The sequence below is a fragment of the Burkholderia sp. BDU5 genome, assembly GCF_001522845.1.
GTDB classification, from domain to species: Bacteria; Pseudomonadota; Gammaproteobacteria; order Burkholderiales; family Burkholderiaceae; genus Burkholderia; species Burkholderia mayonis.
The window spans coordinates 1-1917 of record NZ_LOWC01000032.1 but is presented as its reverse complement, the minus strand read 5'-3'; the positions used below and the strand labels follow the sequence as shown (position 1 = coordinate 1917).

The 1917-nt window shown below is 65.4% G+C and carries 3 protein-coding genes and 1 pseudogene; all 4 read right to left on the bottom strand.

The window, feature by feature from the left end:
* The coding region (locus WS69_RS06680) for a putative metallopeptidase (RefSeq protein ID WP_269434734.1) at positions 1 to 398 on the bottom strand (398 nt) is incomplete at its 3' end.
* A 425-nt stretch (positions 399 to 823) separates the two neighbouring features.
* Entirely contained in the window at positions 824 to 1483 is a 660-nt protein-coding gene (locus WS69_RS06675; protein ID WP_059470016.1) for a hypothetical protein, read from the bottom strand.
* A complete protein-coding gene (locus tag WS69_RS06670; RefSeq protein ID WP_059470015.1) occupies positions 1480 to 1809 on the bottom strand; it encodes a hypothetical protein in 330 nt (109 codons plus the stop codon). Before WS69_RS06670 ends, WS69_RS06675 begins: the two co-directional genes overlap by 4 nt.
* Positions 1810 to 1818: 9 nt before the next feature.
* Positions 1819 to 1917, bottom strand: a pseudogene (locus WS69_RS35465) (RusA family crossover junction endodeoxyribonuclease); the annotation flags it as partial.

Here is a 1917-nt window from a genome sequence, read left to right as displayed (position 1 = left end):
CACCACTGCAGGTCGTTGCACTCGCGCGCGTAGTGCGCGTCGAGCGTGATCAGGAAGGCCGGCACGCGGCCGAACCACTCGCAGAGCTGCTGCTCCTGCCTGGCGCGCTGCCAGCCGCCAGCGCGGATCATCACCTCTTCGCACTGGCCGATAACGCGGCGCATCTGGCGGACGTTCTCGACGGCCGCCCAGAGGTAGGCGACGTCGGCGTCGACGAGGTGCGCGTGATCCGGGTTGTGCAGTGGTGCGCCATCGCGTAGGAGCGTCTCGTTCACCCACTCGGTGACACCGTCGGCCGGCACGATGCGTCGGATCCAATTTGAATCACCGAACAGGATGTCGGGCGGCACCGGCCGCGACGCGGCGGAATCAGTGACGAGCTTCGGCTGCTTCGGCATGGCGATCTAGGGTTGAGGGAATCCGCAAGCGTCTGCTACCCGCGCTTCTGTTCTGCGGGGATCGCCTTCAAGCGGTGGCGCAATCTCGTGAGCCACATCACATGCGGCGAGGCGCTCGACTCTGAAATTTAGGCCCCGGTTGGCGCGTCAATGGTCGACTGCGGCTGTCACCCTCACGACTGCGCTCTGTCCGACGGATTAGAGCCACTGGGGAGTCGATCCGCCCCGGCTGATAGCGGCGACTGACTCCGCGTCCGGCCGGAGAAACCGAATCCCCGGCACTCGCAACCAAGCGCATGCGTGAAGATGCAAACGAAAAAGCCCGCTGGCTTGTCGGCTCAGCGGGCTTTGGTCGCAACTCTGCAATTTGGCGAAAATTTACACCCTGTCCGCCACTTTTGCAAGGGGATTTTTCGCTGTTCCCCTTACGCCTCAACGGCCTCCGGAAATGTCACGTTGTTTCGCTCAAAGAGCGGCTTCAACCGTTTCACCGCCTGCTGCTCCAACCCGACGAGACGCTTCCGGATCAACTGCGCGTTGCGTTCCAGCGTGCGCACCGGGATGTGCGTTTCCTCGGAGATCGCGCGATACGACAGCCCGTCCTGACGCTGCTTTGGCTGCGAGTGGCCGGCGATCAGCGCCATGATCGCGTCGCCGTTCGTCAGCGAGAGGGACGGTCGCAGATAGGTCCGCATCTCGACCAACGCCCGCTTCCACTCCTCCGACGGCGGGATACCCGGGTCGGCGGCATTCGCTGACGACGCCGGCCGCGCCGGGATGCCGCAGGCGTAGCGCAACCATACCGCGTTGCGCTCGGGCTTCAGCAGGTGGGCGCGCACCGCCGCGACTACCATCGCGCACTGCGCGCGGATCTCGTCGCCGCTCAACCCCTCGAAATTGATCGTCCCCGACGCGCTCCCGTAGAGGTAGTCGAGGAATTCCGCCTGACGCTGGCTGAGATGGCCGACGGATTCGAGGATCTGAATCAGCGCGACGCGGAACTGCTGCTTCTGGCGCGGCGGCAGCGACGTGACGAGGAAACTGACATGCAGCGCCTGCTCGGTGTTTTCGAAGATGCCGTTCAACGCACACCCCGAGTCGTCATCGCCAGCGCCTGCACGCTGCCGAGCCAGCCCGCGTACCCCGTGAGGTGGCTCGTGAAGTCCGGTCGGACCCGCGTGTCGACGTGCGCGTCCGGCGCGCGGCAGGTTCCCGCGAGCGAGTATTCGCGGCCACGGCGTGTACTGCGCGAGTCGAGCCGCGCAAGCGCGACGTCGGTCGCCAGCAGCTGCCGCACCGACGACAGCGGCGCCCCGATCTTCTCGGCGAGGCGTGCCGCCGTGTACCGGCTGCCCGGCCTCATGGTCTGCAATACCGCGTTGATGGTCAGCTTTCCGTTTTTCGTTTTCAAGGCCCGCTCCTATGCTCGCTGCAAATTCAATTCGATCGCCTCGATGCGCACACCCGGCGTGCGCGCGTAGCGCTTCGACACCCAGAGGTCGACGACCTGGCCGTCGTC